The sequence below is a fragment of the Rhizobium sp. YTU87027 genome (assembly GCF_050644135.1).
Lineage (GTDB): Bacteria > Pseudomonadota > Alphaproteobacteria > Rhizobiales > Rhizobiaceae > Rhizobium.
On sequence record NZ_CP098440.1, the window covers coordinates 657,485 to 680,964 of the forward strand.

Annotated in this window: 25 protein-coding genes; 17 read left to right on the top strand and 8 right to left on the bottom strand. The window is 60.8% G+C overall.

The features are described from left to right. Positions 1-36: 36 nt before the first annotated feature. Positions 37-1,842, top strand: coding sequence for a GGDEF domain-containing protein (locus NBG89_RS03285; RefSeq protein WP_431321703.1), 1,806 nt, complete (start codon positions 37-39; stop codon positions 1,840-1,842). Positions 1,843-1,920: 78 nt separating this feature from the next. Beyond that, positions 1,921-2,916: an NAD(P)H-quinone oxidoreductase gene (locus NBG89_RS03290; RefSeq protein WP_431321704.1), complete on the top strand. Its 996-nt coding sequence runs from the start codon at positions 1,921-1,923 to the stop codon at positions 2,914-2,916. Positions 2,917-2,928: 12 nt separating this feature from the next. Here NBG89_RS03290 and NBG89_RS03295 read toward each other — a convergent pair whose 3' ends face one another. Then, entirely contained in the window at positions 2,929-4,143 is a 1,215-nt protein-coding gene (locus tag NBG89_RS03295; protein ID WP_431321705.1) for an MFS transporter, read from the bottom strand. A gap of 206 nt (positions 4,144-4,349) precedes the next feature. Next, positions 4,350-5,783, bottom strand: a complete 1,434-nt coding sequence (locus NBG89_RS03300) for an MFS transporter (protein ID WP_431321706.1) — start codon at positions 5,781-5,783, stop codon at positions 4,350-4,352. 105 nt (positions 5,784-5,888) lie between these two features. Between NBG89_RS03300 and NBG89_RS03305 the strand changes: the two genes are divergently transcribed. The 3 genes from NBG89_RS03305 (at position 5,889) to NBG89_RS03315 (ending at position 8,503) form a co-directional block, all read left to right on the top strand. Then, on the top strand, positions 5,889-6,509 hold the full coding sequence (locus NBG89_RS03305) for a helix-turn-helix transcriptional regulator (protein ID WP_431321707.1): 621 nt from the start codon (positions 5,889-5,891) through the stop codon (positions 6,507-6,509). 97 nt (positions 6,510-6,606) lie between these two features. Continuing rightward, positions 6,607-7,614 (top strand): asparaginase, encoded by a 1,008-nt coding sequence (locus NBG89_RS03310; RefSeq protein ID WP_431321708.1) that lies wholly within the window; start codon positions 6,607-6,609, stop codon positions 7,612-7,614. Positions 7,615-7,753: 139 nt separating this feature from the next. Then, positions 7,754-8,503, top strand: a complete 750-nt coding sequence (locus NBG89_RS03315) for a hypothetical protein (RefSeq protein ID WP_431321709.1) — start codon at positions 7,754-7,756, stop codon at positions 8,501-8,503. Here the strand turns inward: NBG89_RS03315 and NBG89_RS03320 are convergent. Further along, the gene (locus tag NBG89_RS03320) at positions 8,478-9,233 is read right to left on the bottom strand and encodes a DeoR/GlpR family DNA-binding transcription regulator (RefSeq protein ID WP_431321710.1); all 756 of its coding nucleotides are present in this window, start codon (positions 9,231-9,233) and stop codon (positions 8,478-8,480) included. The genes NBG89_RS03315 and NBG89_RS03320 overlap by 26 nt on opposite strands. Before the next feature lie 121 nt (positions 9,234-9,354). Between NBG89_RS03320 and NBG89_RS03325 the strand changes: the two genes are divergently transcribed. Together NBG89_RS03325 and NBG89_RS03330 are read left to right on the top strand one after the other, a co-directional pair. Then, positions 9,355-9,711, top strand: a complete 357-nt coding sequence (locus tag NBG89_RS03325) for a DUF4406 domain-containing protein (RefSeq protein ID WP_431321711.1) — start codon at positions 9,355-9,357, stop codon at positions 9,709-9,711. Between the two features lie 92 nt (positions 9,712-9,803). Beyond that, entirely contained in the window at positions 9,804-10,421 is a 618-nt protein-coding gene (locus tag NBG89_RS03330) for a glutathione S-transferase family protein (protein WP_431321712.1), read from the top strand. Between the two features lie 51 nt (positions 10,422-10,472). Here the strand turns inward: NBG89_RS03330 and NBG89_RS03335 are convergent, their stop codons facing one another. After that, positions 10,473-10,826 (bottom strand): MmcQ/YjbR family DNA-binding protein, encoded by a 354-nt coding sequence (locus NBG89_RS03335; RefSeq protein ID WP_431321713.1) that lies wholly within the window; start codon positions 10,824-10,826, stop codon positions 10,473-10,475. Between the two features lie 358 nt (positions 10,827-11,184). On the opposite strand from NBG89_RS03335, the gene NBG89_RS03340 reads away from it, so the two are divergent. Then, complete coding sequence (locus NBG89_RS03340; RefSeq protein WP_431321714.1) at positions 11,185-12,081, top strand: LysR substrate-binding domain-containing protein; 897 nt, start codon at positions 11,185-11,187, stop codon at positions 12,079-12,081. On the opposite strand, the gene NBG89_RS03345 is transcribed toward NBG89_RS03340, so the two are convergent. Further along, entirely contained in the window at positions 12,082-12,741 is a 660-nt protein-coding gene (locus NBG89_RS03345; RefSeq protein WP_431321715.1) for a glutathione S-transferase family protein, read from the bottom strand. 99 nt (positions 12,742-12,840) lie between these two features. After that, entirely contained in the window at positions 12,841-14,217 is a 1,377-nt protein-coding gene (locus NBG89_RS03350; RefSeq protein WP_431321716.1) for a TIGR03808 family TAT-translocated repetitive protein, read from the bottom strand. A gap of 120 nt (positions 14,218-14,337) precedes the next feature. On the opposite strand from NBG89_RS03350, the gene NBG89_RS03355 reads away from it, so the two are divergent. From NBG89_RS03355 to NBG89_RS03375, 5 genes are all read left to right on the top strand, one after another. Continuing rightward, positions 14,338-15,348, top strand: a complete 1,011-nt coding sequence (locus NBG89_RS03355; RefSeq protein ID WP_431321717.1) for a ligase-associated DNA damage response exonuclease — start codon at positions 14,338-14,340, stop codon at positions 15,346-15,348. Beyond that, positions 15,348-16,976, top strand: a complete 1,629-nt coding sequence (locus tag NBG89_RS03360) for a cisplatin damage response ATP-dependent DNA ligase (protein WP_431321718.1) — start codon at positions 15,348-15,350, stop codon at positions 16,974-16,976. The genes NBG89_RS03355 and NBG89_RS03360 overlap by 1 nt, the downstream gene beginning before the upstream one ends. Positions 16,977-17,085: 109 nt before the next feature. Continuing rightward, entirely contained in the window at positions 17,086-18,009 is a 924-nt protein-coding gene (locus NBG89_RS03365; RefSeq protein ID WP_431321719.1) for an alpha/beta hydrolase family protein, read from the top strand. Positions 18,010-18,122: 113 nt separating this feature from the next. Beyond that, positions 18,123-18,959, top strand: a complete 837-nt coding sequence (locus NBG89_RS03370; protein WP_431321720.1) for a L,D-transpeptidase — start codon at positions 18,123-18,125, stop codon at positions 18,957-18,959. 166 nt (positions 18,960-19,125) lie between these two features. After that, on the top strand, positions 19,126-19,851 hold the full coding sequence (locus NBG89_RS03375; protein ID WP_431321721.1) for a L,D-transpeptidase family protein: 726 nt from the start codon (positions 19,126-19,128) through the stop codon (positions 19,849-19,851). A 102-nt stretch (positions 19,852-19,953) separates the two neighbouring features. Here the strand turns inward: NBG89_RS03375 and NBG89_RS03380 are convergent, their stop codons facing one another. Then, positions 19,954-20,409, bottom strand: coding sequence for a hypothetical protein (locus NBG89_RS03380; RefSeq protein WP_431321722.1), 456 nt, complete (start codon positions 20,407-20,409; stop codon positions 19,954-19,956). On the opposite strand from NBG89_RS03380, the gene NBG89_RS03385 reads away from it, so the two are divergent. Further along, on the top strand, positions 20,409-21,233 hold the full coding sequence (locus NBG89_RS03385; RefSeq protein ID WP_431321723.1) for a winged helix-turn-helix domain-containing protein: 825 nt from the start codon (positions 20,409-20,411) through the stop codon (positions 21,231-21,233). The genes NBG89_RS03380 and NBG89_RS03385 overlap by 1 nt on opposite strands. Before the next feature lie 36 nt (positions 21,234-21,269). Here NBG89_RS03385 and NBG89_RS03390 read toward each other — a convergent pair whose 3' ends face one another. Beyond that, complete coding sequence (locus tag NBG89_RS03390) at positions 21,270-21,737, bottom strand: MarR family winged helix-turn-helix transcriptional regulator (protein WP_431322765.1); 468 nt, start codon at positions 21,735-21,737, stop codon at positions 21,270-21,272. Between the two features lie 124 nt (positions 21,738-21,861). Here NBG89_RS03390 and NBG89_RS03395 point away from each other — a divergent pair, with 124 nt between their 5' ends. From NBG89_RS03395 to NBG89_RS03405, 3 genes are all read left to right on the top strand, one after another. Next, on the top strand, positions 21,862-22,284 hold the full coding sequence (locus tag NBG89_RS03395; protein ID WP_113574108.1) for an organic hydroperoxide resistance protein: 423 nt from the start codon (positions 21,862-21,864) through the stop codon (positions 22,282-22,284). A gap of 88 nt (positions 22,285-22,372) precedes the next feature. Then, a complete protein-coding gene (locus NBG89_RS03400; RefSeq protein ID WP_431321724.1) occupies positions 22,373-22,756 on the top strand; it encodes an MbcA/ParS/Xre antitoxin family protein in 384 nt (127 codons plus the stop codon). Then, a complete protein-coding gene (locus NBG89_RS03405) occupies positions 22,716-23,471 on the top strand; it encodes an RES family NAD+ phosphorylase (RefSeq protein ID WP_431321725.1) in 756 nt (251 codons plus the stop codon). Before NBG89_RS03400 ends, NBG89_RS03405 begins: the two co-directional genes overlap by 41 nt. Positions 23,472-23,480: the final 9 nt, after the last annotated feature.

The window sequence follows — 23,480 nt, forward strand, 5'->3', positions numbered from 1 at the left end:
CCCTGCGAAAAACAATAAGACACAGTGGAGATTGGCATGTCTTTGGCTGCCACCGTCGATCCGGCCCTTGTTCGGCGTTATGCAAGCGACCAGATCGTAACGCTTGCAAAGCTCGTTATCGAAAATGCGTTTCAGCCTATCGTCGAGGCAGGAACAGGCGTTGCATTCGGCTATGAATCGCTGATGCGCGGGCAGGAACGCATCGGTTTCGGTTCCCCCGCCGAGATTCTGGATGAGGCGTACAAGAACCACCAGTTGCTACAACTGGAGCAGATGGTGGCAAGCCGCGCGCTTGCGAAGTTCGCCACGCTCCCGCACTTCTCGAGCTCGACGCTGTTCCTCAATCTCGATGTCCGGCTGATCCCGCATGGCGAGCGGCTGGTGGAGGGTCTGCTACAGCATTTGAAGCTTGCCAATATTCCCCCGTCGTCCATCTGCTTTGAGTTCTCCGAGCGTTTCGACAATACCAGCGTGCCGGAATTTGCGGCGCTTGTATCGCTGCTCCGCAAGGCGGGCTTCAAATTGGCGATTGACGATTTCGGCGTCGGCCACGGCGAGATGAAGCTGCTCTGCGACCACCCAGTCGACTACCTGAAGATCGACCGGCATTTCATCGCCGACATCGACAGCAGCCCGCGCAAGCGCCACCTTCTGAAGAACATCGTCCACATCGCGCACGTCCTTGGCACTCGTGTCATCGCCGAGGGCATCGAGACGGAGGCGGAATTCGTTGCCTGCCGCGAGTTTGGCGTCGATCTCGTCCAGGGCTGGTTCATCTCGCGCCCGACGACCCATGTGACCGAGTTGCAGCCGTCGTTTCCGCACCTTCTGGATCTCGGCAAGAGCAAGCGAAATCCGCAATCCCTCGACGAGATCCTCATCCGCAAGCAGATCGAGATGCTGCCGACGGTCTACGAGAACGACACCATCGACAGCGTCTTCGAGCTTTTCCGCCGTAATCCGCAGCAGGCGTTTTTCCCGGTGCTGAACGCGAACGGCGAGCCGCGCGGCATCCTGCACGAACGGCATCTTAAGGAATACATCTACCAGCCCTTCGGTCGCGATCTCCTCAAGAACAAGGTATACGAGCGAACGATCTCGCACTTCGTCGAGATGGCGCCGATCGTCGGGCTTGATTCCGATACCGAGCAGCTGATGGCGATCTTCGCCAACATGGAAGGCACGAACTGCCTGCTTTTGACCGACAACATGCGCTATGCGGGCGTCGTCTCGGCCGCCTCGCTCATCAAGGTCATGAACGAGAAGAAACTGAAGACCGCCCAGGACCAGAATCCGTTGACCGGGCTGCCGGGCAACAGAGCGATCCGTGACTTCATGCGCGAGTCGAGCCTTGATGGCGACGAGAAGCGTCACTTCTGCTACTGCGACTTCGACAATTTCAAGCCGTTCAACGATGCCTATGGCTTTCACCTCGGCGACCACGCGATTTCGCTCTTTGCAGCGTTGATGCGCCGCTATTTCTTCGCCGAGCGTCATTTCCTCGGACATGTTGGCGGCGACGATTTCTTCATCGGCGTGCGTGGCTGGACCAAGGAGGAACTGACCGAAATTCTTGATCGCCTGATCAGCGATTTTCACGACGATGTGCTCGACCTCTATTCCGATGCGGATCGTGCCGCTGGCCGCATTCGGGGCCATGATCGCGCTGGCATCGAGGCGCTGTTCCCGCTGATGCGCTGCTCGATCGGTGTGCTGGAACTGCCGGAAGGTCTCGTCATCGACGACATCAATCGCGTCAGCGCCGAAATCGCCCATATCAAGGCCGAGGCCAAGGAAAGCGAAGAAGGCTTGGTCTTCCACCTCCTGGGCGAGACCAATTGACGCCACCCGCTCTTCCTGCCTTCTCAACTCCGTAGCGCTGGACTATCTGACATGCTTTCGGAACGAGGAGACCGGATCATGTCCTTGCCCATGCAGATGCGCTTCATCGACCTGACGAGCTTCGGCGCGCCTGAAGTGATGCGGATTGCCACCGGACCCTTGCCGATACCGGGGGAGGGCCAGCTCCTTGTTCGCACTGCGGCGATCGGCGTCAACCGGCCTGACGTCGCACAGCGTCAGGGAACTTATCCCCCGCCAAAGGACGCGAGCCCGGTTCTCGGCCTCGAAATGGCAGGCGAGGTCGTCGCCATCGGCCTGGGCGTCAGGGATTTCGCCGTCGGCGACAAAGTGTGCGGGCTGACCAACGGCGGCGCCTATGCCGAATATTGCCTGCTGCCCGCCGGCCAGGCTCTGCGCTTCCCAAAGGGTTATGACGCCGTCAAAGCTGCGGCACTTCCGGAAAACTACTTCACGGTCTGGGCCAATATGTTCCAGATGGCAGGGCTGACCGAGGGCGAAAAGGTTCTCGTGCATGGCGGCTCGAGTGGTATCGGGACGACGGCCATCCAGCTCGCGCGGGCCTTCGGCGCCGAGGTCTACGCAACGGCCGGTTCGCGGGAGAAATGCGATGCTTGCGTCAAGCTCGGCGCAAAGCGGGCCATCAACTACAAGACAGAGGATTTTGCGGAGGTCATCAAGGCCGAGACCGGTCATGGTGTCGATATCATCCTCGACATGATCGGCGCTGCCTACTTTGAACGGAACGTGGCGTCGCTTGCGAAGGACGGCTGCCTCTCGATCATCGCCTTTCTCGGCGGGGCCGTCGCGGAGAAGGTCAATCTGGCGCCGATCATGGTCAAACGGCTGACGATCACCGGCTCCACGCTGCGCCCGCGCACTGCGGAGGAAAAGCGCGCGATCCGCGACGATCTCCTTTCCCAGGTCTGGCCGCTTCTCGATGAATGCCAGCTTGCGCCTGTTATCGATACCGTCGTCTCTTTCGAAGACGTCGCCGACGCGCATCGGCTGATGGAAACGAGCGGTCACATCGGCAAGATCATGCTGCGGCTCTAACCTTGAACGGCTCTAGGCCGGCTGCCGAACCGGTCGGGGAGCTCGCTCAAGGAACAAAAGGAGGCCAACTGAAGCGAGACCGACCGCAGCGGCAAGCAGTGCTGTGCCTGAATATCCCGTAAAGGCGGTCCCGGCTGCGAAGATCGATGCACTGATGCCGTTGGCGATGAACGTGTTGACCGAGACCAAGGAACTGCCGAGTCCCGGGCGATCGGCAATCAGATCCTGCAGGTAGGTGATCGGTACGCTGAGGATGGCCGCAGCGCCGCAGGCGTTGATCAGCACGAGAGCATAGATCTGCCAGGGCGCCGAGGCAAAGCTCAGCAATGTCAGATAGAGACAATAGATCAGTGCTCCCAGGGCAAGCACGTGCACGCTGCGAAAGCGGCGCTGCAGCGCGCCCCACATCAGCATGAACGGCATTTCCAGGAAGGCGACGAGGCCGGCCATGAAACCGACATCGACCACCGTGCCGCCTGCGGCATTGGTGATGATTAGCGGAGACACCACGCTGTTCAGCCGCTGCAGGCCAAGCAGCAGCGCCATGAGGCAGACCCTTACCAGCACATGCGAGGAAAAGATCCTGCCGAGCGATGAGAAAAAGCCGATATTCAGCGAAGGGGAGGCTTCGCCCGCCGGCGCCGGCTTGGCCACGAACAGGTAGAGGCAAAAGCAGGTCAGGCTTGCGAGAGCTGCGATGCCATAGGCCGGCGTCATCGATTGCGAATTGATGAGGTACAGGCCGATCAAGCCGGGTGCCAGTGCCCAGGAGCCCGAGAACAGCGCGCGAACCGTGGATGTGATCGCCGCCGCTCTTCCCCGGTCCAGCGCGTTCGTCGTTGCGCGGATGCTGGCAAACAGGATCGAATAGGTGGAATTGCTGATGGGGATCAGCACCAGTATGCCGAACATGAAGGCGCCAGCGGTGCGGAACTCGTAGATCATTCCGAAGCCGAGCATGCCGCTCACCGATAGCGCCAGCACCAGCGGGCGGCGATCGCTGAGCCTGTCGGACCAGATGCCGAGCGTCAGGCTGGTAGCGACGTTGACGAGCGCCGCAAGGAAGATCAGCCCGGAATAGGTGCGGTCGGACAGACCGAGTTCGTTGATGCCGATGATCGATTGATAGGGCATCGTAGAGGCATAGGTGAAGGCGAGCGCAATCAGTGTCAGCGCTGGGACGCGGATTTGGCGATCGCGGAGAATGGAAGAAAAGGCGGATGGCATGGCATGATTCCCGATGCCCCTGACATAAACCAGTAGCGTGCTTTCGAAAAACGAGAGTTTGTGATGGCATTTGTCAAATCACGTGATGGGTGGCCTCATGCCGTGATCGCTGCCGGTGATTAAAAGCCGATCCGCCCGATCGCCCGAATGGAAACGAGCGGTCACATCGGCAGATCATGCTGCGTCTGTGACCGCTCGCACGTCGCTCACCGGGCCTGCCGTTCGGCGGGCGACGAGAGGGTTAAGGACGTCGTGACTGCAATCAGGCCGGGAAGGGCCATCAGCACGTAGAGCCAGTGCGCAGCCGAAACGCTGCCGGCTACACCACCGGGGTTCACCAGCCCGGTGCTGTTGACGATCACGCCGGCAACGGCGGCGCCGAAGGCACTGCCGAGCGACTGTACCGTCGAGATCGCGGCCGAGGCCTTGTCCTGTTCGGAGTTGTCGACAAGGCTCAGAACCTTGGTCACCAGATGAGCCCAGCCGAGACCGACGCCGAAACCCATAAGGAACATGCCGATGGCGGCTGGGCCGAGAATGGCGAGATTGCCGGATTGATTGTCTGTTGCGAGGAAAATCGTCAGGGACGCAACAGCGACCATTTCGATCACGCAACCGGCGACGATCGCCGTCTCGGCGCGGCGTCCCGAGAGCGTTCCGCTGAGGAAGGCCGCAAAGGTCCAGCCGAGCGCGACAAGGGCGGTCAGATAACCAGACACCAGTGGCGTTACGGCCTGCAGCACCTGCAGGAAATAAGGGATGTAAATGTCGCTGGTCAGCACCAGCAGCAGCACGAACATCGTCAGGTAGACGCGTGCCACCGGCTTTGCGAGCATGACGGCGCCTGTCGGCAACAGACGGTTCTTGCCGCGCCGCTCGACGCTCAACATAGAAACAATCGTGACGATCGATGCCGCAATCAGCCATGCTTTGAAGCTTGTTTCGTCAATCGTTCCAGCAATGCTGACCAGCAGCACGGCCGCAAGCAGCAGGGCAATCTGCAGGATCGGATTCTTGCCTTGGGCGCGGTCATCCTCGGCGAGCGGCAGGAGCCAAGGCGCGAGCGCCGCCATCAGCACACAGAGGGGAACAAGCAGCATGAAGGCGTGGCGCCACGCGTTGCCTTCGGAAAACAGGCCTCCGAGGCTGGGGCCGAGCAAGGTCGAGATACCCCATATGGCCGCATAGAGCGTTGACGCTTTCTGCCATAGTGGTTCGGGGTAGGCGAAGCGAATGAAGGCATAGGCAAGGCCGGCAAGAATCCCGGCGCCGAATCCCTGTACCGTGCGTCCGGCGAGCACGAACGGCATCGCAGGGGCGAGCGCGCAGATCAGGCTGCCCGTGCCGAAGATGAGTGCGCCTGCGACGTAGACGCTCCGCAGCCCGATGCCTCGCGGGCGCATCGCGACGAAGATCGACCCCAGGACCGCCGCGGCAACGAAGAGTGTCGTCATCCATGACAGCAGTTCGAGCCCGCCGATATCGCGCACGATCGACGGCGCGATTGTCGCCGTGATGTAGGTCTCGACGGCGTAGAGGGTGACGCCGCCGCCGAGCATGATGGTCGCGGGCAGCAGCGGCGCGGAAAACAGATGAAAGACGGAGGGCCTGTCTGCGGAAATCTCTTCAATGCCGATCATAGGTCATGCCTTGTGTGTTTCCGGGGTATGTATTATTTTTACAAGTTATTGTTTGGAAAAATACACGGCCATGCCATTAAAGCAAGCGTTAACTTGGAAAAATAAATGAGACAGTCGCCTGCAAACCGAATCCTGTTGCTAATCAAGACCGAAGGACCTCAGCTTGCCGCGACGGTGGGCTCAAAGCTCGCCATTTCCTCGGAAGCCGCCCGTCAGCAATTGACGAAGATGGCGGAGGAGGGGCTGGTTGAAGCGGTGAACGAAAGCGCGGCAGGCAGGGGGAGGCCGCGACAGCTCTGGAACCTGACGGCTGCCGGCAACCAAACCTTTCCCGATGGCCATGCCGAACTGACCGCCACGATCTTGAGTACGCTGGTTGCGCAGCTGGGGACGCCGGCCCTGGATGCCGTCATTTCGGCCCGCGAAGCAGACACCCTCAAGCGCTATCGCCAAGAAGTCGACGCGGCGGACATTCAATCCCGCGTGCGGCAGCTTGCGGCCGTACGCACCAGCGAAGGATATATGGCCGACTGCTGGGAGGAGGCGGACGGCTCGCTGCTGCTCGTCGAAAACCATTGCCCGATCTGTGCCGCGGCAAGCGTTTGTGCCGGCTTCTGCCGCTCCGAGCTCGAGACCTTTCGAGCCGTGCTCGGCGCCAAAGTCGAGCGCGAGGAGCATATCTTGCTTGGTGCCCGTCGCTGCGCCTACCGCATCACGCCGCCTTGACTGATATCGGCGCGGTGCGGAGCCTTTAAAAGACAATTGCTTTATCGACGCGACTCGCTATGCGTGAGGCATCTGCGTACACGATCAGGATTAAGCCATGACCAATCCCGTCACCGTCGAAGTCACACGAGGCTCGCTCGTTGAAAGCCGGCATCGCGGCGCGGTCGTCGCCGTCGATGGTGATGGAAAGATCGTGTTCTCGATCGGCGATATCGACGCGCCAACCTTCCCGCGTTCTGCCTGCAAGGCCATGCAAGCGCTGCCGCTGATGGAGAGTGGCGCGGCGGATGCCTATGGCTTTGGCGATAAGGAACTGGCGCTCGCCTGCTCCTCGCACAATGGCGAGGACGAGCATGTGGCGCTCGCCGCCGCCATGCTGGCAAAGGCCGGGCGTGACGTCGAAACGCTCGAATGCGGGGCGCATTGGTCCTCCAGCCAGAAGGTGCTGATCCACCAGGCGCACACGATCGGGAAGCCAACTGCCCTGCACAACAACTGCTCGGGCAAGCATGCCGGCTTTGTCTGCGCTTGCTGCCACCAGGGCGTCGATCCGAAGGGATATGTCGGCTACGACCATCCGCTGCAGGCCGAAATCCGTGGCGTCATGGAAAGCCTGACCGGCGCGGCGCTCGGCCGTGACAATTGCGGCACGGATGGCTGCTCCATCCCGACCTATGCGGTTCCTCTGCGCGGCTTGGCGCATGGGTTTGCCAAGATGGCGACCGGCCACGGCCTCAAGCCGCTTCGCGCCAAGGCTTCCCGGCGGCTCTTCGATGCCTGCATGGCAGAGCCTTTCTATGTGGCCGGAACCGGCCGCGCTTGCACCGAGCTGATGGAGGTGGCTCCGGGCCGCATCTTCGCCAAAACAGGTGCCGAGGGTGTCTTCTGCGCGGCCATTCCCGAGCAGGGAATTGCGATCGCCATCAAGTGCGACGACGGCCATTCGCGTGCCTCGGAGGCGATGGTTGCGGCTGCGCTCAGCCGGTTCTTCGGCAAGGACGATCCGATTCGCGCGAACTTGACCGCGATGGCGACTGTCCAGATGCACAATTGGAACGGTATTCATGTCGGCGACATTCGCGCGACGGCTGCGATGACGGCATAAGCCGTTCCGGAACGGGACAGTCTCGCCGCAGGGACAGAAATTGCTAATGTATGTGAAACTACAGCCCACGAGAACGGATGCGGTTTTCCTAGGCTGAGTTACGCTTCGCCCGGTACATCGAACGCCATGAGGGCAGGATATGTTTGCGGGCCGCTATCTTTGGTGGATGCTGATCGCCATCGCGATCTTCCTCTTCTTCACCATGTGTTTCGATTACGTGACCTGGCTGACGGTCGTTTCGTCGGGCTGCATCCGCATCGCCGGCTCTTGCGGACCGATTGTCGTCACCATGACCGGGTCGATGAAACCGTCGGGCGTCTATCTCGCGGGCGGCATCATCCTCGTCGTTACCCTTGCCCGCATTCATTATCTGTCGATGAGCTGGATGTGGGGCGTTATCGCTGCAATCTGGTTCGTCGCATCGGCGCCGTTTCCACTGCTGCTCGCCAATGGTTGGACCGGCCAGTTGAAGCCGGAAGCCGTTCTCGACGGGCTGCCCGCGGCGTTCCTGTTCTTCGTGGCTTTCTGCGCCTATATCGGCTGGTCGTTCGAAGAGAGTGGCGCGCGGCCACTCGGCGCGTGGCGCCTGCTGCGAGCGACCATTTCCGTCACTGCCGTCTATGGCGCGCTGCTGGCGCTGTCGGAGGCGCCTGCCTTCGCGACCATTCCGGGCCGTATGCTCGGGGAGATGCGGCTTACCACGTCGATCGCGGCGTTGCAGCCCGGACTGCATGATCTCCTGACACTCGGGATGGACCGGGACACCTTCGCCTACATTGTCCTGGCAGTCTTTGTTGCCGGACTCGCCGTAAGCCTGTTGCCGCAGAACCTGGAGGAACTGAAGGCGCGCCTCATCCAGCCGTTCATGCTTCGAGGATCTCGGCCGTAAGGTTGCGGTAGGGGTCGATGGTAGTGGCGGCGACGTCTGCCATGACAATGATCCCTGATACGCCTGAGATCGGCAGCACTTGGCACGGGGAGACGTGGTCGAACTTTTCCTGCGTTAGCGGCACGTAGGTTTCGGCTGCGCAGGATACTATGTGCCGCTTGATGGCCGCTTCCTCGAAATCGCCCGTCGACAGACCATGCACCGGATGGGCAGCCGTCGCTCCGAGAAAGAAGATGTCTGGTCGAAGCTGCGAGATCGCGGCCATGGCAACGGACCCGACCGCCACCATCGAGTGCTTGTAGAGCTTGCCGCCGATGAGGATCACGCTGGCCGTCGGGTGGTGTTCCAGATCCGCGGCAATCGTCGGGCTATGTGTCGCGACTGAAAACGTAAAGTCGCGTGGCAGGTGCCGGGCGATCTCCGCTGTCGTCGTACCGCCATCCAGAAAGATCAGTTGGCCCGGCCGCACGAGTGAGGCTGCCTTCCTTCCGAGCCGCGCCTTCTGTTCGGAAGACACACCCTTTCGAGTCGAGAAGTCCGGCAGGCCAGGCGCAACGGGCATCGCCCCGCCGTGCACGCGTTTCAACAATCCCTCCGCCGCCATCTCCCTGAGGTCGCGACGGATCGTGTCCTCCGACAGCGATAAATCTTCGGCGATGCGTTTGGCAATCACCTGGCCGTCCCGCCTGAGAATGTCGAGGATCAACGATTTGCGCTGGCTTGTAAGCATGGCCCTGATCCGATCTGTGCACGAATTATCGTAATACTGCACGAAATGATTCGACATTCAAGAAATATCGTGCAGATATCGGACATCTCGTGCATGAAGCCGAGGGAAATGGAGCTTGATCATGTTGATTCTAATTGCCGGGCCCTACAGGTCGGGAACCGGGGACGACCCGGCAAAAATGGCTGCCAACCTGCAGCGGCTGGAGCAACCCTCGCACAGGCTGTTCAAAGCGGGCCATGTGCCGATGATTGGAGAATGGGTGGCCTTGCCGGTGTGGAACGCCGCAGGCGGAAAGACCGTTGGCGATGATCTCTACGAGGAGATATTCCATCCCGTTGCTGGCCGGCTGCTACAGCTTTGCGATGGAGTGCTTCGGCTTGAGGGGGAATCCAAGGGCGCGGACAACGATGTGCGGATCGCGCGTGAACGCGGCATTCCAGTCTGGCATCGGATCGAAGATGTTCCGGGCTGTGCCTGAAGCAGCTTGATTCTGAGAGGCCGGCTTGCCGGCCTCGATCTGTGCGTTTGCGGATCGCCGCGCTATAAAGTCAGCATCGAAGGGAGTCGATCATGCTGACATTGTATTTCGCGCCGCATACCTGTGCGCTCGCAAGCCTCATCGCACTGGAAGAGTCTGGGCTGCCGTTCAAGACGAGGAAGCTGAATTTTGCCGCAGCGGAGCAGCGTTCTCCAGAATATCTGGCGGTCAATCCCAAGGGCAGGGTTCCGGCACTGCTAACGGATCGCGGCATTGTCACCGAAACGCCGGCGATCCTCGCCTACATCGCGCAGGTCGCGCCGGCCGCGCAGCTGGCGCCGCTCGATCCCTTCGAGTTCGCCCGGATGCAGGCGTTCAACAATTACCTGTGTTCGACCGTGCATGTGAACCACGCGCATGGCCGCCGCGGTAGCCGTTGGGCGGATGATCCGACAGCTCACGAAGCGATGAAGGCGAAGGTACCTCAGACGATGGCCGAGTGCTTCGAACTCATCGATGCGCAGATGCTGGAAGGTCCGTGGGTGATGGGCGAGTATTACTCGGTCGCCGATCCCTATCTCTTCGTCATGACTGGCTGGCTTCGGCCAGACGGCGTCGATCCGGCTCGCTTCAGAAAGGCGACCGCACATTACGCCCAGATGATGGAACGGCCGGCCGTGCAACGAGCATTGGAGCGCGAGCAGGCCTAACAAGCGGTTCCAGATCCCGAGCACCGCCGGAGGCAAGTGCCGGGCGGTGCGCTAGCCCTGAAAACTAGCGGCAAATCTCTTTGGCGCACGGAACCGCCATGCGCTGATCAGCCGTTCCTTCAGTTCGGCGTCGCTGATCATGGCGGCATGCAGGAGCATATATGGCCAGCCGATATAGTGGGGTGTCTGATAGTAGATGTCAGGCGCCATCTCGATTAGCCGCTCCTTGTCGTCAATCGAGATGGAAAGCACGATGGTCTCGTTGTTCTTGACAGCCACGAAGGATTTGCCGCCGACCTTCAGCGCCGGGTTGCCGTAGGATGTGCTTTCCTCGACATCAGGCAGATTGGCTTCCGAGGAAAGACGCTTGAGGCGCGCATATATCGTGTCGACACTGCCGGTCATTTCGGTTCGCTCGAATGAAAGCTCACTCAAACTAACAGATTTCTGAGCGTCATGCGCATCTTGCGAGCGGTTGCCGTTCGGGCGTTTGCGTGCCTGGTCGCGGGCCGAGCGGCAGGTCGGCTAACGCCGTCGGTGACATCCGTGCCAGGTCAGGATGGTACAACGGATCTCGCTTGATATCCGCGCTGTATGGCGGCACTACTGTCTCGACGCTCAAGAAAAACTTCAGGATTTGCATGGCGTGCCTCGCTTCCTTCCAGGGTGGCGAACGGAGTATGTGCTCAACACAGCCTGATTATTGCGGCCACCCGGGCACGTTTCAATTGAGATTACCATCATCTCAGTATAGAAAAACTATATGCGAAACTTGAACTCGGTTCACCTGAATGGATTGCGCGCGCTCGAGGCAGTAGGCCGGCTCGGCTCCCTGCAGGCCGCGGCCGAGGAACTCGGGGTCTCGATCGGCGCGGTCAGCCAGCAGGTCATCAAAGCCGAAGCACAACTCGACCACGTGATTTTCGAACGCACGCCGAAGGGCATGGTCGCAACGGTGGCAGGCGCGCGGCTGCTGGTCGGTTTGACTGAGGGCTTCAATGCGCTGTCACAGGCCGTCGCGACGACACAGCGGCGCGACGACAGCATCCTGACGATCTCGGTGGCGCCTGTCTTTGCCGCGCGCTGGCTCGTCTATCGGCTCGATCGCTTTGCCGAGCGGCACCCTGAAATCAGCCTGCGGATGGATGCCACCACCCGGCTCGTCAATCCGGCGCTCTGCGACGTCGATGTCGGCATCCGGGTTGGCAGCGGGCAGTGGCCCGACGTGAAGGCGGAGTTGTTGCTTCAGCAGGAGATTTTTCCTGTCTGCTCGCCCGCCATGGCGGCGGGCCTGCGCGAGCCCGCCGATATCCTGTCGCTGCCGGCCGTGATCGACGGCCGCGCGATGTTTAGCTGGGAAGTCTGGATGCGTGAGGTCGGCCTCTCGGGTTCCACGCTCGAGACGCGTCACGTCTTTAATGACGCCTCGCTCTGCCTCGATGCAGCGATTGCAGGGCAGGGCGTCATGCTCGCCTGGCAGACGCTGGCGGGTTTTGCTCTGCAGCAGGGCCAGTTGGTTGCGCCCTTCGGCATTCGCGCGAAAACCGGCTTCGGCCACTACTTCGTGACGGCCGAAGGCGCGCGCGAACCCAAGAAGGTGAAGGATTTCAAGGCCTGGATCCGCGAGGAAATGGCCGGTACCCTCAAGCTCTTTCCCTGATCAGACCGGTTCCTGCGAACGCGTTGCCTGCATGGCAATATAGGCCGGGCGGGACTGGCAACGTTTGATCCAGGCGCTGATATTCGGATGGGCGTCGAACAGTGCCTGTTCCGTCTGGGCGTAGCGAAGCACCTCCGCGATGTTGAGGTCGGCGGCAGTAAAGCGATTGCCGACCACGTATTCGTTCGTCGCCAGATGCTTCTCCAGCGTCGCGAACGGCTTTTTCAGCGAACGCACCGCAACACTGATTGTCGCCCTGCCCTCATCGCTGTTCTGTTTCTCGTCGTCATAGACGTAAACGATCTTCACCGTATGCGGTTCTACCTCGGTTGCTGCCCAGATGGTCCACATGGTCATCAAACCGTCTTCTTCGACGGTTTGGCCGGCAAGAGGCCCGCCATGCTTACGTGCGAGATAAAGTGTGATGGCAAGCGACTCGTGTATCACGAGGTCGCCGTCCTTGATGCTCGGGATCAGCGCCATCGGATTGATTGCCAGGAAATCCGGCGACAGCGTATTAATAGGTGCATCGGCGGCAAGCGGATTGGCAAGTCGCCGGGCTTGAATGACCCGTACGGACTCAAATTCGAGCCCCAGTTCCTCAGCCATCCAGTAAACGCGCGAGGCGCGCGAGCGATAGACCCCATAGATCGTCAGCATGTCGATATCCCCCTTAATTCGCTGGCTGCAGGGTAGGAGCGGAAACGTCTTGACGGAAGCCGCCGAGCCTTATGAATCGATGAAAGCTTTTGATGTTTCTCAGGAGATGCGGTTGCGCTCGATCGTCAATTGAGGATAGCGCGAGGAGTCCGTCGCCGCCAGTTCGTCCGACACCTTCTTGTCCCATTCGAAGCCGAGGACGGCGCCGCCGGACGTTTCCTGAAACACATTGTCGGTGATGACCGCCGTTCCGGCACCCTCTGCCACCGAGACCGCACAGCCGACCGGCGCCTTGCGGATGATGTTTCCGGTCACGACGAGGTTGCGCAGATAGGGACCCCAGCCGAGCTGCATGCCCCATCGTGGTGCACCTTCGATGATGTTGCCGGAGACCAGCGTATCCGCTTCGGCGGCAATGCCTATACCGAAGCCGACCTCATGCTCGTAGGGGCCTTTGAGCGTCAGGTTGCGCACCACATTGCCGGTCACGCTGGCCAATCTGCCGCCCTGGTCGAAGTTGGCGATCGAGATGCCGTTTGCCGCGCCGTTCACGATGTTGTTGGAGACAACGGCGCCCACAAACTCGAACTCGACATAGATCGCCGTCTCGCCCGAGCGTCGGCACTGGTTGCCGGTGATCTGGACATCGGAGGCCGAATTGGCGCGGATTGCGGTGAAAGCGCAATCGGAAATGTGGTTGTTCGCCACCATCACGTTGTCGGCGCGGAAGATATTGATGCCGTTGCCGTTCTGGCCGGTGCCGCCGTCATTGGCCTTGATCCGGTAGATGCGGTTGCCGCTGACGACGCTGTTATCCGCCGCTTTCTTCCAGCGGTGCACGAGAATGCCGCCATTGCCGCAGTCGAAGACTTCGTTGCTAGTGATCGAGAGCCCGTCGGATTCGACGGCATAGATGCCGGACTGGCCCGCACCTGATATCCGGCTGCGCTCGATCCGGCCGCCGCATCGCTCCAGCTGCAGGGCATGCTTGCGGCTGCCGCCGATCTCGCAATTGTCGATCATCACCTCGTCGACGCCGGTAAACTGCAACAGTGCGCCGGCGTAGTCGCCGAGCCAACGGTTCTGGCCGTCGATGGCTATGTTCGACAGCTCGACACGCTTAATGTTGTCAGCGCTAAAGAGGTGGCCGTCGCCGGTGTAGATGATGCGCGACGCTCCCGGTACGCCTGTTATCCGCGTATTCTCCGGCAGCACGAGATTGGAAACCTTGTAGGTGCCGGGCGGCAGGAAAACCGGCACGTTTTCCGCTGCGGCCTGATCGATCATCTTCTGCAGGCCGACGCTCCTGCGGTCGGCCGCGCTGGGCGTCGTCTTGTATTGGACCGCGTCGATCGCTCCACGCAGATCGCCTTCGCGTGTTGCCGCCAAGCTACGGGAAGCGATCAGTGCGAGCGCCGATGCTCCCGCAAGGCGGAAGAGGTCGCGGCGCGAAGATGTTAACGAAGTTTTCCTCATTGCCATCATTCTGCAGGAAACGTGCCAGTGGGTTTGTTTCATTTTGGTACAGGCAAGCATCTCCCGGCCGCGTCACGCATGCCACTGGCCCTTCCATTCTTTCCCGCTATCTTTGCAGGCATGAGACCAGACGCCTTGCTCTATCCCGCCCCCGAAGGGCTCTATTGTCCCGAGGGAGGATTCTATGTGGATCCCGTGCGGCCGGTCGAGCACGCCCTGATCACCCACGGCCATTCCGATCACGCGCGGCCCGGCCATGCAAACGTGCTCGCGACGCGCCAGACGCTCGACATCATGCAGATCCGCTATGGCGACGGCTTCTGCGGAAGCGAGCAGGCTGCCGCCTTCGGCGAAGAGATCCTGATCAACGGCGTCAGGGTCAGCTTTCATCCGGCCGGCCATGTGCTCGGCTCGGCGCAGATCGCCATCGAGAAGAGCGGTACGCGCATCGTCGTCTCGGGTGACTACAAGCGACGCGTGGACCCAACATGCGCGGCCTACGTGCCGGTGCCCTGCGACGTCTTCATCACCGAGGCGACCTTCGGGCTACCGGTCTTCCACCATCCCGATCCCGTCGATGAAATGGGCAAGCTCTACGCCTCGCTGCGGCAGTTTCCGGAGCGCACGCATCTGATCGGCGCCTATGCGCTCGGCAAGGCGCAGCGCGTGATCCGCCTGTTGCGCGATACCGGCTACGACCAGCCGATATATATCCACGGCGCGATGGAACGGCTCTGCGACTACTACATGGAGCAGGGCATCGATCTTGGTGACCTTCGCCCGGCGACCATCGAGAGCCGCGACAAGTCCGCCTTCAAGGGAGCCATTGTCGTCGGCCCGTCCTCGGCCTTTGCCGATCGCTGGGCACGACGCTTCAACGAGCCTTTGCCGGCATTTGCGTCGGGCTGGATGATGGTGCGTCAGCGCGCCAAGCAGCAGGGCGTCGAACTGCCGCTGGTCATCTCCGATCATTGCGACTGGCCGGAACTGACCGAGACGATCGGCGACTTGCGCCCCGAGGAAGTGTGGGTGACGCATGGTCGCGAGGAGGCGCTGGTTCGCTGGTGTCAGTTGCAGGGCATCAAGGCCCGACCGCTCCACCTGGTCGGCTATGAAGACGAGGCCGACTGATGAAAGCATTCGCCGACCTTCTCGATCGCCTCGTGCTCACCCCCAGCCGCAACGGCAAGCTGAAACTGCTCTCCGACTACTTCCGCGACACCCCGGATCCGGATCGCGGCTACGGCCTTGCCGCCATCGCCGGCACGCTTGAAGTGCGCAACGTCAAACCAGCCATGCTGCGCGAGCTGGTGCTGGAGCGGATGGACGAGATGCTCTTCCGCTATTCCTACGACTATGTCGGCGATCTGGCGGAGACGATCTCGCTCGTCTGGGACACCGAGAAGGACATCGAACGGTCGGCCCTTGCCCAGCCGCGGCTTGGCGACGTCGTCACGCAGATGAACGCGCTCGGGCGCACCGAAGTCCGCAGCTTCGTGCGCGACCTGCTTGATCGGCTGGACACGTCGGGTCGTTTCGCCTTCATCAAGCTCGCGACCGGCGCGCTCCGCATCGGTATGTCCTCGCGATTGGCGAAGCAGGCACTCGCCGACATGGGCGGCTGCGACGTGACCGAAATCGAGACGCTGTGGCATGGCCTGCAGCCTCCCTACGAACCGTTGTTTCGCTGGCTGGAAGGGCAGGGTGACAAGCCGGTGCTGGCAACGCCCGCGATCTTTCATTCCGTCATGCTTGCCAATCCGGTCGAGGAGGGGGATCTCGATCAGCTCGATCCAGCCGAATATGCAGCAGAGTGGAAGTGGGACGGCATTCGCGTGCAGCTGTCGCGCTCCGGCGACACGCGCAAGATCTACTCGCGTTCCGGCGACGATATATCAGGCGCATTTCCCGATATCGTCGATTCGATCAGCTTCGACGGCGTGATGGACGGCGAGCTGCTTGTTGGCGGAACCACCCGCTCGAACAGCCCGACGCGTACCTTTTCCGATCTGCAGCAACGCCTGAACCGCAAGACGGTAACGACGAGGATGCTCGACGAGTATCCGGCCTTCATTCGTGCCTACGATCTGCTTTTCGATCGGGAGGAGGACGTGCGTGGTCGCTCCTACGTCGATCGTCGTGAACGTCTTGCGGAGGTCATTGACAGTGCACCGCACGACCGCTTCGATCTTTCGCCCCTGGTCGAATTCTCTTCATGGGACCAACTGGATCAACTGCGGTCGTCACCGCCGGATCCTGTCATCGAGGGGGTGATGATCAAGCGCCGCGACAGCATCTATCAGGCGGGGCGCTTGAAGGGGCCGTGGTTCAAATGGAAGCGCAACCCCTATAATGTCGACGCCGTGCTGATGTATGCGCAGCGCGGCCATGGCAAGCGGTCGAGCTATTATTCGGATTTCACCTTCGGCGTCTGGACCGAGACACCGGAGGGAGAACAGCTGGTGCCTGTTGGCAAAGCCTATTTCGGCTTCACGGATGCCGAACTGGAACTGCTGGACAAGTTCGTTCGCAACAACACGACGGAGCGCTTTGGTCCGGTACGGGCCGTCAGGGCGGACAAGGATTTCGGCTTCGTCGTGGAAGTTGCCTTCGAAGGCATCAATCGCTCCACCCGCCACAAGTCGGGCGTGGCGATGCGCTTTCCGCGGATCTCCCGTCTGCGCCCCGATAAGCCGTCCTACGAGGCGGATCGCCTTCAGACGCTGGTCGCCATGATCGATGCCAAGGGCGATCAGTAGTTTTTCTGGCGCAAAACGCCGCAGGATCACAGTTTTCAACACAACGTGTGTTGGCGACCGCGCGCTTCCGGTGCAATTTTCGAATCGCCGGGAACCATGGAAGTGTGAAATGACGTCAGACAAAGGTAATTCTTTTCTCCGCCAACGCCGCACGGTTCTTGCAGGCCTGGCCGGAGCCCTCCTGCTCCCGCGCATGGCTAGTGCATTCGACGTTCCGGACGTGCCGAGACTGATCGATCACGACTATGCCAAGGTCCGCAAGCACTTCCATACTAAGCTCTTGCAGAAGGGGCCGGCTCCCGACAAGTATGAACCGCTCGACGCGCCCGCGGACGGTGAGAAGATCTTCTACCGGTCCGGCTATGGCGGCGAATTGGAACTGGTTGCCTGGGTCTCCAAATACAAGCGTGGCGGCAAGCCAAAGCCAGGTGTTCTGTTCCTGCACGGCGGCAACGCCATGGGTCTTGGCCACTGGGTTCTGCTCAAGGCCTATGTCGACGCGGGCTTCGTGGTGATGATGCCGTCGCTGCGCGGCGAAAATGGCCAGATGGGCAATTTCTCGGGCTTCTACGACGAGGTCGACGATGTGCTCTCGGCGGCCGACCGTCTGCAGCATCTTCCCGGCGTCGATGGCAACCGCCTGTTTGTCGCCGGCCACAGCATCGGCGGTACGCTGACCATGCTTGCGGCGATGAGCAGCCACAAATTCCGCGCCGCGGCGCCGATCTCCGGCAATCCGGATGCGTTTCGTTTCTTCAATCGCTACCCGCAGGACATTCGTTTCGACGACAGCAACGCCCACGAATTCGAGGTCCGCAGTGCGCTCTGCTATGCCAAGAGCTTCAAATGCCCCGTCCGTGTCGTCCATGGCACTGAGGAGGCGCATTTCAACGACCGCGCCGGCCTGCTTGCCAGCCGCGCCCGCTCCGGCGGTGTCCAGATCGAAACGGATACGGTGACCGGCAACCACACCTCGGCGTTGCCGGCGGAGATTGAACAGAGCATAAAGTTTTTCCACGGGGTCTCGGCCTGATCGTGGTCCGACGTCCATTGATGCGAGGCTGATCTGGTGACCAGCCTCGCGCCAGCCGCAAGTGCCATCCTTGCCGCAGCTATACGTCTCGCTGTTGTCGATGAGGGTGTTTTATGACTGTTCTCAGCCGGGTGTCGCCATTTGCTGGGCTTGCGGCCGCTGCTCTTTGCCTGAGTGGTTGCAATATCCTCATTCCGGATACCGGTGCCACCGATCCTGCCCGCTTCGTGCAGGAAACATCCCCTGTTTTCTATAACCCGCCCGGTGTCGATCCCATGCGCGTCAAGCCGGTGGATACGCCGGTCCCGCAGAGGACGGGTGTGCCGCCGACGATCTATAATCAGACCTATGGTATCCCAGGCGCGAACTTCAGCCGGACCTACGGCCTGCCCGTCACCAATCCAGTGAATGGCGCCTTGTATGGCCAGGTGCGCGATACCGACTTCACGTTGCCAGCGATACCGATCAGCCGCATCGACCCACAGTATCTGCGGCAGGAGGTCGCCTATCCGACCAAAGAGAAGCCCGGTACGATCATCGTCGATACGAAAACCAAACACCTCTATTTTGTCGAGCCCGGCGGCAAGGCGATGCGCTACGGCGTCGGCCTCGGCCGCGAAGGCTATGCATGGTCCGGCCGGGGCGTCATTCAGTGGAAGCAAAAATGGCCGCGCTGGACGCCGCCCGCCGAAATGGTCTCACGCCAGCCTGACGTCCGGGCCTTCTCAGCGGAAAACGGCGGCATGAACCCAGGTCTTGGAAATCCGCTGGGTGCGCGCGCTCTTTATATCTTCAAGGATGGTCAGGATACGCTTTACCGCATCCACGGGACTCCGGATTGGCAGTCGGTCGGGAAGTCCACGTCGTCGGGTTGCGTCCGCATGCTGAACCAGGATGTGGTCGACCTCTATGACCGCGTTCCGGCGAAGGCCGAGATCGTCGTGATGTAGACGCGCAACAGCGCGGGCGATATCGTCGGTCGTCGGACGGACACGACTTCGTGAGGTAGTGGTTTATTTAGCGCAAGACGGTAATTTCCTGTGTCGTCACCGGCGTTGAACCACCCTCCGCGAAGGGCGTCGTCCTTCCAGCGCAACAGGAACCCAGACCCGCGTTATGAGCTTTGAAACATCCCTTTCCCGCCGCAGCTTCCTTTCGCTTTCGGCCATGACCGCGGCTTCGGCCCTGGCTGGCTGCGCATCCACGGCCGGGCCGCCTCCCATGGCTCAGCCGGTCGTCATGCGCACCCCCCCGGTCAACACGTTCCAGGCGCCGCTGGCTCCGGGTGATGCCGAGCTGGAGGTCATGTACGGCCCCATAGAGGACGGCGGCTTTCTCATTCCGGCCGTGCCCTACCAGAAGATCGATCCGCGCTTTTATCGTCAGCAGGTCGTCGATCCGACCGGCCAGGCGCCCGGCACGATCGTCGTCGATACCCCCTCACGTTTCCTCTACCTCGTGCAGCCCGGCGGTACCGCGATGCGTTACGGCATTGGTGTCGGCCGCGAAGGATTTGCCTGGCAGGGCACGGGCGTCATTCAGTGGCGTCAGAGGTGGCCGCGCTGGAAGCCGCCGAATGAGATGGTCGCGCGCCAGCCGGAGCTCACCAAGTATTCGATTGAAAACGGCGGCATGGAGCCAGGCCTGAAGAATCCGCTCGGCGCGCGTGCGCTCTACATCTTCTCGAATGGCGAAGACACGCTCTACCGCCTGCACGGCAACCCGGACTGGCGCTCCATCGGTAAGGCCGTGTCATCGGGCTGCGTGCGACTGCTGAACCAGGATATTATCGACCTCTATGACCGCGTGCCGAACAAGGCGCCGGTCGTCGTTCTGCAGTGATCGATTTGCGTCCCGCTGTCTCCCTTTTGCCGGGGAGACAGCATCTTCCCGCCGAGGGAAATAGCGCCTTACCGGGGAGACGGTACCGTCTCGGGCCGAAATTTACCGCCACGAGTAGCTATGTGAGATGATCGCGTCAGGATCGATGCCTCTTGCTGACTCATGCCAACCGGCAAACTCGTCGTGTCTGACGATACCGATATCGGCGAGTTGCTCGTCGTCAAGCTTATCCAACGCTCGGCATGCAGCATGATCTGTCGTTGAATGGTATTCCCCATGCGGGACCAGATGCGCGAGCGCGTGCCATGTTCCCGAAAATGCTGCTGTCGGCGAAAAAGTGCGAACGCCATGTAGGTGCAGGAATGTCATGGTGGCTCCCCCAAGCTGCAGTTGTAACGGCAAAGCCTCCCATTTGTCCGTGTGGTTGTCTTGAAGTCCGGCTGAAGCGCTTTTGAAATTTCTCTGAAATTCTTTGGTTTCGGTGCCGCGCTTCGATACACTTCGTTGTCGTGGTGGGAAGCGTTTGCTAAATTGCGCGCCAACATTCGGAGCATCCAATGTCGATGTTCGAATTCGCGGGACACCAACTCGATTTGCAACAGGGCCGGTTGCGTAAGGGCGGGCAGGATGTTCGTTTGCGCCCCAAATCCTTGGCGTTGCTGACTTATCTGCTTGAAAATTCGGGGCGCGTCGTCACCAAGGACGAACTGGTTTCAGCCGTCTGGCCAAATGTAGCCGTCACGGACGGCTCGCTCAGCCAGTGCGTGACGGATATACGCAGGACGCTGGGCGAGGGCGCAGCAAAGCTCATTCGCACCATTCCGTGCCGCGGTTATGCCTTGGACGAGAAACTCGTGCGGCGCAGCGAGGCTCTGTTGCCGTCTGCGGCAGTCAGTCCGTCGGGGCGGCCCTCGATTGCGGTGCTTCCGTTCACGGTCGCGGTGCCTGGTGGTCGGCACACATGGATCGCAGACGGCATTGTCGAGGACATCATCACTGCGTTGGCGAAGATTCCCAATCTCTTTGTCGCATCGAAGAACTTGAGCTTTGCTTATCGCGACAAGGTCGATCGCCTGCCGGACGTCGCCCTAGCGCTTGGTGTAGCCTACGTCCTTAGCGGAAGTGCCCGCGTGAGCGGCCGCGAATTGCGGTTGACGACCGAACTTGTCGATGCGCGAACCGGCGGAATCGTCTGGGCGGACCGCTTCGATCGTCATTTCGGGCAAATCTTCGAGGTTCAAGACGAGATAACAACGGCCGTTGTCGCGCGGCTGAAGATCGAGCTTCTGCCGCAAAGCCGCGCCGCTGCTGTCGTCGAAAACCAACGAGAATTTGACCTGCCGGGCAATCATTCCGGCCATGCCGCGCTCTGGGATCGGTAAGGTTTGGCCAGCCCTGTTGCTGCGACCGCGACCTCTCTATACCGCAGCCGTAAGGTTTGAGCGCAGGCCCCTCAACAGGCCTCGGATGGTCTTCATTTCTTCGAGCGTGCAGCCCGCCGCCTGACCGATGGCGGTCATGATTGTGTCGATCTCGCTCCGCATTGCCCGGCCCTTGTCTGTCAGCGATACGATGACCTGTCGTTCGTCGCGGGAATCGCGCGTGCGCTTGATCAGTCCGGTTTGCTCCAGGCGCTTGAGCAGGGGAGAGAGGGTGCCGGAGTCGAGATCGAGTTGCTCGCCGATTGCCTTGACCGGCTGTTCGGACTTCTCCCACAGCGCCAACATGACCAGATATTGCGGGTAGGTGAGGCCGACCTTGTCGAGAATCGGCTTGTAGGCGCGGGTGAAGGCATGCGCTGTCGAATAGACCGCAAAGCAGAGCTGGTTCTCGAGCCGCTTTTCCTCTTCCGGAATTTCCATCGTCTTTGCCAGATGCACTTTCATCATCGTCCTTCCCAAGAGCCCAATTGTCCTCTTTTCAAATTCGAAATGCAATTTGCAAAATTCACTTGCGTACAATTTAATTGCGCGATATACAAAATCCAACCCCAACACAAAGGAGACTGATATGCCTATCCTCTATACGACCAAGGCTTCCGCCACCGGTGGCCGCGCTGGCCGCGCCGTTTCCGAAAACGGCGTTCTCGATGTGACGCTGACGGTTCCGAAGGAACTCGGTGGCGACGGCGCGACTGGCACCAACCCTGAACAGCTCTTTGCAGCCGGCTATTCGGCCTGCTTCCTCGGTGCTTTGAAATTTGTCGCCGGCAAGGAAAAGGTCAAGATTCCCGAGGACACTACGGTCAGCGCGACGGTCGGCATCGGCCCGCGCGAAGATGGTACCGGTTTCGGCATCGAAGTCGCCCTGACGGTCAATATTCCTGGCCTCGACAAGCCGACCGCTGAGAAGCTTGCTGCTGCAGCTCATATCGTGTGCCCCTATAGCCACGCGATGCGCACGTCGACCGAAGTTCCGGTCACCGTTGCCTGATTATAATTGCGGAAGAGCGTCGTGTATCGCGACGCTCTTTTCATATGAAAATAAAGTGCTATATTCTTTCCTGTGAAAGGAATATGGCATGGCTATAGCGCATCCGATCTCTGGCGTCCGGTCTCCTGAAGCAACCGTGATCACCAAGGCCGCCGTCAATGCCGCCGACCATCTCGGCCTCAACGCCCGAACACTTTCAGCAGTGCTTGGCGTTTCCGAGGCGACGATCTCGCGCATGAAGCGGCAGGACTATTTGCTCGAGCGTGGCTCGAAGTCCTTTGAACTTGCGATCCTGCTGGTGCGCCTGTTTCGCTCGCTCGACGCGATTGTCGGCGGTGACGAAGTCATCGCCCGTCAATGGCTGCGCAACGCCAACACGGCGCTCGGCGCGACGCCCCTCGAAAAAATCGTCACCATCTCGGGATTGACCGATGTCCTTGCCTATCTGGACGCCCGCCGCGCTCTCGTCTGAGACACGGGCGATCTCGGGCAGGTTCTGGCGGCTGGTCGAAGCACAACATCAGATTTCGACGCTGAAGCTTGTCGATACGCTCGATGAGCAGGCCTTGCTCGAAACCCTGCTCGAAAAAAGCAAGCCGGCGCTGCCACCGGAATGCATTGGCCTCGACTACCTGCTCGCCACGCCATTCCGCTACGGCGCCGTCTATCCGCATGGATCGCGCTTCCGCCGGGCAGGGCGTACGCTCGGCGTCTTCTATGCGTCCGAGCGGGTAGAAACCGCGCTTGCGGAAATGGCCTTCTATAGGCTGCTGTTCTATTCGGAATCGCCCGCCACGGCGCTTCCCGCTAACGCCGCCGAATACACCGCCTTTGCCGCTGCGATCGCTACGCCGTCAGCAATCGATCTCACGCGCCCGCCGCTCGACGTCGATCGTGCGATATGGACGGATCCTCAGAACTACGCGCCGTGCCAGGCCCTCGCGGACGCGGCGCGGGAGGCGGGCTCCCAAGCAATCCTCTACGAATCCGTGCGCGATCCGCAGCGCGGCCGTAACATCGCGCTTTTGACGGCGGCGGCATTTGCCGCCCGCGAGCCCGTTGAGCGCCAGACATGGAGGATCCGGCTTTCGGGCATTGGCGTCCAGGCGCTCTGCGAATTTCCGAAAGTCAGAATTGGATTCTCGGTGGAGGATTTCGCGTCAGACCCGCGCATGGCGCGCGACTGAAGCGTTGTC